The sequence below is a fragment of the uncultured Aquincola sp. genome, from assembly GCF_964001545.1.
In the GTDB taxonomy this organism is placed as follows: domain Bacteria; phylum Pseudomonadota; class Gammaproteobacteria; order Burkholderiales; family Burkholderiaceae_C; genus Aquincola.
This window is the reverse complement of the sequence record NZ_CAXFDV010000421.1, coordinates 1-5,785: the sequence shown is the minus strand read 5'-3', so window position 1 is coordinate 5,785 and position 5,785 is coordinate 1. Positions and strand designations below refer to the sequence as shown.

General features: G+C 69.9%; 4 protein-coding genes and 1 pseudogene. All 5 read right to left on the bottom strand.

All coding sequences use genetic code 11. The features are described from left to right. Positions 1-448, bottom strand: a 448-nt coding sequence (locus tag ABNT58_RS14320; RefSeq protein ID WP_348754136.1) for an RES family NAD+ phosphorylase, incomplete at its 3' end; no start/stop codon positions are given. Further along, the gene (locus tag ABNT58_RS14315; protein WP_348754137.1) at positions 439-804 is read right to left on the bottom strand and encodes an MbcA/ParS/Xre antitoxin family protein; all 366 of its coding nucleotides are present in this window, start codon (positions 802-804) and stop codon (positions 439-441) included. The genes ABNT58_RS14315 and ABNT58_RS14320, both read right to left, overlap by 10 nt. Before the next feature lie 127 nt (positions 805-931). After that, entirely contained in the window at positions 932-2,161 is a 1,230-nt protein-coding gene (locus ABNT58_RS14310) for a Wadjet anti-phage system protein JetD domain-containing protein (protein ID WP_348754135.1), read from the bottom strand. Beyond that, complete coding sequence (locus ABNT58_RS14305; protein WP_348754134.1) at positions 2,158-5,565, bottom strand: ATP-binding protein; 3,408 nt, start codon at positions 5,563-5,565, stop codon at positions 2,158-2,160. The genes ABNT58_RS14310 and ABNT58_RS14305 overlap by 4 nt, the downstream gene beginning before the upstream one ends. Next, positions 5,558-5,785: pseudogene (locus ABNT58_RS14300) on the bottom strand (hypothetical protein); the annotation flags it as partial. The gene ABNT58_RS14305 and the pseudogene ABNT58_RS14300, both read right to left, overlap by 8 nt.

The window sequence follows — 5,785 nt, the reverse complement described above, 5'->3', positions numbered from 1 at the left end:
CCGCATCGTCGGGCCGCAGGTCGTGCAGGCGGGCGTCGATGGTCACCTTGTACAGCCGCATCGGCAGGTGCATCGGCCCCTGCGCGGTGGCGGCCAGGAAGCGGCCATGGTGGTAGCGGGTTTCGGCCACCGCGGTGGCCCGATCGGCCGCGGCGTAGAACACGCCGAAGCTGCCGTCGGAAAACCGGCTGCCCAGCGGATTGAGGTGCGTGAAGGCCGCCATGATGGGCCCGGTGCCGGGCCCGAAGATGCGGTCGGCCGGCGGCACCAGCTGGATCTGGCCCACTTCGTCGCGCACCCGGTCGTTGGTCATCGCTTCCAGCGCATACAGCGCGTCGAAGTCTTCGGGGCTGGCCACGCGGTCGAACAGATAGACCGACGGATGGCGCGTCGGCACGATCCGGCAGGCCTGCGCCCACCGGACCCGGCGTACGGCGGTCACGACCATCCACCTCCACGCACGGCATCCAGGTACTGGCGCACCGCGGACAGGTCGCTCATGTTGCCGGCCAGCATGCGCTCGAGCGCGCTGCGCCCGCCAAAGGGCGCGGCCGTGTTGGGCCGACGCACCCAGGCATCGGCGGCGGCGGTATCGGGCAACAGGATTTGCAGCGCCTTGTAGATGCCCAGCAGGTTGGACAGCCGCTCCAGCGTGTCGCGCGACAAGTGCGCCTTCTCGGGCTGCTTGCGCCAGGCAAACAGCGTGGACCGGCCCGGGCTGCCCAGCAGCACCAGCTGCTCATCCACCGACAGACCCCACAGGGCCGCGATGCGCTCGAAGGCCCGCAGGCCGGCGGCGGACATCTGCTGCTCGGTGATGGCGTCGAGTGAGGGGCCGGTGTGGGAGGCAGGCAGAGCGGTCACGCTGGAAATCCGGTTCGGGACATGAGCTGGATACTAGTCCATCCACGGACTATGGGGCAAACCGGGGTCAGCCGTGTGGTGAAGGCGAGGATCCCAGGTGCGCCAACCACCAGCCAAAGCCCACCCGCTCCTGCTCCAGCCTGAGCGCGGACTGGTGGCGATGGGCGCGCAGATCGTCGTAGACCGCGGCTTCGGCTGCCGTCAGGCGCGGCAGGTCGTGGCGGATGGGCTGCGACTCCTCCCCCCAATGCAGGCGGTGCGCGAGCAACGTCTGCGCGTCCATCAAAAAGGACTCGACCGCGGGGAAATGCAGGCGCAGCTGGTCGAGGATGGCAAAGCCGTGGGTGTCGATGTCGCCCCAGTAGCGCAGCCTGCAGCGATGCAGCCAGGCCGCCTGCGCCAGTGCGTCCCAGCCGTAACCGGCGCCGAAGACGACCATCGCGCCCGCCACCGCGGGAAAGGCCAGGAAGTTGGTCTCGTTCTCGGTGATGAAGACCTGCGCCACGGGCAGTGACAGGGCGGCAAAGCTGTCGGCGTCCAGCGTGATGTCGGGCAGCGAGCCGGCATAGGCCGGGCAGCCCGGCAGGCTGGGCAAGGCTGCATCGAGCAGCCGAAAGCGGATGCGCACCGGCTTGTCACGGAAGCCGTAGCGGCGGCCGAACTGAAGCGCGCCGCCGGCCGTGTCATCGACTGCCGCAGCGTCCAGGGCCAGGTCCAGCAACTCGGCCAGCACACCGCGATGGGCCTCGATGAACTTGCTGTCCACCCCCGGCGCATCGACCTGGCGCAGGTAGACGCCGGGGCGCGGATGCGCCTGCATCCAGCCAACCACGGCCAGCAGGCGTTGCCAGCGGTCGGCCAGCGACAGCGCCTGGATCGGCCGCCGCCGGAGCCAATGCTGCAGGGCCGGCTGCGTCTCGGCGGTCTGGCGCCAAAGCGCCTCGAAGCGCTGGGCCTCGCCGGTCTTGCCGATGAAGGCCAGTGCATCGGCCAGCGTGTCCAGCCACAGCGCGGCCGGCAGGCGCTGCAGGCCTTGCACACGGTGGTTCCACTGCCGCCATTCGATGCGCACCGGGGGCGTGCCGGCGATCTGGTGCACCCAGTCGCGCACCGCCTCAAAGCGATCGGCCAGGTCCGCGGCGGCCGGTGCCTTCAAGGCCAGGCGCAGCGGCCAGATCGCGGCTTGGGTGTCGGTGTCCGTGTCCGTGACAGCGGCGGCGCGCAGCAGGTCGCCGCGCTCCCACAGCCGCCGCACCTGGGCGCGCAGGTCTTCCGTCGTGGTCCATGCCGGTGTCATGCGCCGGCCTGCGCGGCGTGGGCCTCGGTCATCGCCTGCGCCTTGTGGGCGCGGTATTCCTCGATGGACAGGCAGCGCAGCCGCGAGTCGCGCCCGCCTTCGTTGTGCACGAAGCCGACGCTGGCGACGAAGGGCTCGATGATGTGGATCTTCTGCAGCGGCGTGACGATGAGCAGCTGCAGGTTGAGCTGCTGGAACAGGCGCAGCCCGTACTGGGCCGACTCGTCGGAGCCGCGGCCAAAGGCTTCGTCGATCACCACGAAACGGAACGAGCGCGAGCGCACCGCGCCCCACTCCAGCCCGAACTGGTAGGCCAGGCTGGCAGCCAGCACGGTATAGGCCAGCTTCTCCTTCTGCCCGCCCGATTTGCCGCCCGAGTCGGAGTAGTGCTCATGCTCGGCATCGTCCGCGCGCCAGCGCTCGCTGGCGGAAAAGAGGAAGCCGTTGCGCACGTCGGTCACCTTGGCGGTCCATCGGCGGTCGGCATCCGACAGTCCTTCGCGGCCACGGAAGCGGTCGATGATGGCCTTGACCTGCAGGAACTTGGCCTCCGAGTACTGCTCGTCGGCCGAACCGGTCAGCGCGCCTTCGGTGCAGGCGCGCAGGTCTTGCTGGAAGTCGCGCACCTCCGCGTCGGGGCTGGGCAAGGCCAGCAGGCGGATGTAGCGGCCGGGGTTGTAGTCGATGGCCTGCAGCGACTGGTTGATGGTCTCGACACGCTGGCGGATGGTGTCCCGCTCACGGGCCAGCTGGGCATTGAAGTTGGCGATCTCGTTGATAGTGTTGACGTTCAGCAGCTCCTTGAAGCGGGCCTCGAAACGCGGCAGGTCGTCGCCGCGCAGGGCCTGCAGCAGGCGCTCGTACTCCGGCAGCGCAGCCAGGCTCACGTCCATCTCCACCGTCTCGGCCTTGAACTCCTCCTTGAAGCCGCGCATCGCATTGACGATGCGCTCGGTCAGGCGGGCCAGGCGTTTGTCTTCCGCATCGATGCGGTCCTGCAGCCACTTGCGCAGGTCTTGCTCGCGGTTGTCACAGGACTCGACCGACAGGTGATGCTCGCCCAGTGCCTGTGCGCGCCAGGCCTCCAGACGCGCATGCTGCGCCGGGTCCAGCGGCGAATCGCTCACCAGGCGGGCCGCCTGCTCGCGCAGCTCTTCGGCCGCGGCCTGCTTGGTGGCCACTTCCGCCCGCCGGTCGCGGGCTTCATCGCGCTGGCCTTCGGTCGCGCTCAGGCGCTGCTGGGCCGCCTGCAGCTGGCGGCCGAGCTCTTGCAAAGTATCGGAGGCGGCCTCCAGCCGGGCCCGCTCTTCGCCCAGCTCGGCGATCTGCCGGGCGGGCGTGCGCCAGTCGATGTCGGCAAAGCGCGTGAACTCCTCCAGCCGCGCCAGCGTCAGCAGGCGGCCGCTCAGCTCACCGCGGGCCTGCTGCAGCTCGGCGATGCGCTGGCCCAGCGCGGCCAGCCGCACCTCCAGCGCCTGCCGCTGGTCGCGCAGCGTGCGCAGCTTGTCGGCATTGCTCCATCCCAGCACATAGCGGCTGCGATCGTCGATGCGGCTGCGGTCGTCCTTTTCATGGCGGCCACCCGGGTCCTTGATCTGGCCTGCGCGGGTGACGGCCCGCGCCTCGCGCCGGAACTGCTGCGCATCGGCGCAGCAGGCCACGTCGAAGCGCTGACGCAGCTCCTGCTCCAGCCACTCGAAGTGCGGCGACTCGGGCCGGATGAGCAGCTTGCGCACCAGCGATTGCGCATGCAGGGCCGCGCCTGGTGCGCTGCGGCGCGGCCGCACATGGAAGTACACGAGCCGTGCGCCCAGGTGCTGCCGCTCCACCCACTGCGACACGGCCGCATAGTGCAGGTCGGGCACCAGCAAGGCCAGGCCAAAGCCCCGCAGCAGCCGTTCGGCCGCGCCCTCCCAGTCGCGCTCGTCGTCGCGCACCTGGATCAGCTCGCCGGCAAAGGGCAGCTCGTCTTCGGCGATGCCCAGCGCCTGGCACAGCGCATCGCGGATGCGCACCTGGGCGGCGTCGATGTTGCTCTTGCGGCGCTGCAGGCTGTCGATCTCGTCAGCCAACGCCTGATGGGCCTCGCGGCCCTTGCGGAAGTCGAAGTCCTCTTCACGCTCACGGTTGTCGAGGTCGGTGATGCGCTCGCGCAGGCTTTCCGCGCGCTGGGCGATGCTGTGCTGCAGGGCCAGAAAGCCCGCCTCCTGCGCCGGCTCACCGGCAGCCGCGCTGTCTTCCACATGGGCCAGCAGCGCCTGGTAGCGCCGGGCCTTCTCCTGGCGCTGGTCGCGCTCCTGCGTGAGCCGGCGCATCTCGGCGGCCAGTTCTTCCAGCCGGTCGCCGCCCTGGTCGCGCAGCGCGCGCTCCAGCCGCGTCAGGTCGAGCCGCTCGGCTTCGCGCTGGCGGTCCAGGCGCTCGACCTGCGCGTCCAGCCGCAGCGCGTCTTCGGCCAGCAGCTCAAGCCGGCGGTCCAGCAGCTCGCCCTTGAGGCACGCGAAGTAGGCACGCAGCTGCTCGCGCGCTTCGCGCCAGCCCTGGATCTCGTCCACCAGCGCGCGGTGGCGTTCACCGTCGGCCACCAGGGGCGTCAGCAGGTCCACCTGGCGCTTGGCCTTGAGCACCGCCTGGTGCGCACGGTCCAGGTCGTCGAAGTGGCGGATCAGGGCTTCGATGCGGCTGGCCACGTCGAAGGGCTCCAGCATGTGGCTGCGTACGAAGTCGGTGAGGTTGCCCACCGACTTCATCGACACCGTCTGGTGGAACAGCTCCAGCGCCTGCTCATGCTCGATGCCGAAGCGGCGGCGGAACCAGGCCGCATAGGGCGGAAAGCTGTCGAACAGCTCGCAGCCCGCGCTGCGCAGCCGCTTGCGCAAGGCGGTGATGTCGCTGCCAAAGCCGCTGAAGTCGTCGGCGATGTCGAGGGCCCGCTCGGCCGCCACGAACAGCCGCAGGGGCTGGCCCTGCGGATCCTTCAGCCAGAACACCTGGGCCAGGGTCACGGCCTGGTCATAGCCCTCGTTGCGAAACACGCCCGCGATCACCGACCAGCTCGACGCATCGCGCAGCGCCACCGGCCGTGCGCTGCCGGTCACTTCGTTGCGCTCGCTCTTGTAGTGGCCCAGCACGTAGGAGCGCAAGGAGCGCTCACGCGCCTCGGCCCCCGCCGCCTTGTTGTAGGCCACGCGGTGCGCCGGCACCAGCAAGGTGGTGATGGCATCCACCAAGGTGGACTTGCCCGAGCCGATGTCGCCGGTGAGCAGGCCGTTGCGGCCATCGAGCTGGTACCGCCAGACGCAGCGATCGAAGGTGCCCCAGTTCAGCACCTCCAGCCGCTGCAGCCGAAAACCCACCCGGCTGTCATCGGCGACGAAATCCAGGCCCGGCGTTGAAGCCTCAAGCATCGGCCGCTCCCTGCCCCGCCGAAGCGCCGGCAGGCGAAGAGAGGGCCAGGCGGTAGGTCTCCAGCCGCGCGTCGAAATCGGCCAGCCACTGCGCATCGACAAAGGCCTTGAGGATGCGCCGCACCTCAAAACGCCCCGGGTCCGCTGCGGCGCCGGCCACCGGCTTGAGGCGGCGCAGAAAGCCCAGTTCCACCACCTTGCCCAGGGTGGCGTCGACCTG

What these genes read in the sequence shown, in the direction of transcription:
- ABNT58_RS14305 (WP_348754134.1), bottom strand. Translation starts at nt 5,565, where the DNA reads ATGCTTGAGGCTTCAACGCCGGGCCTGGATTTCGTCGCCGATGACAGC.
- ABNT58_RS14315 (WP_348754137.1), bottom strand. Translation starts at nt 804, where the DNA reads ATGTCCGCCGCCGGCCTGCGGGCCTTCGAGCGCATCGCGGCCCTGTGG.
- ABNT58_RS14310 (WP_348754135.1), bottom strand. Translation starts at nt 2,161, where the DNA reads ATGACACCGGCATGGACCACGACGGAAGACCTGCGCGCCCAGGTGCGG.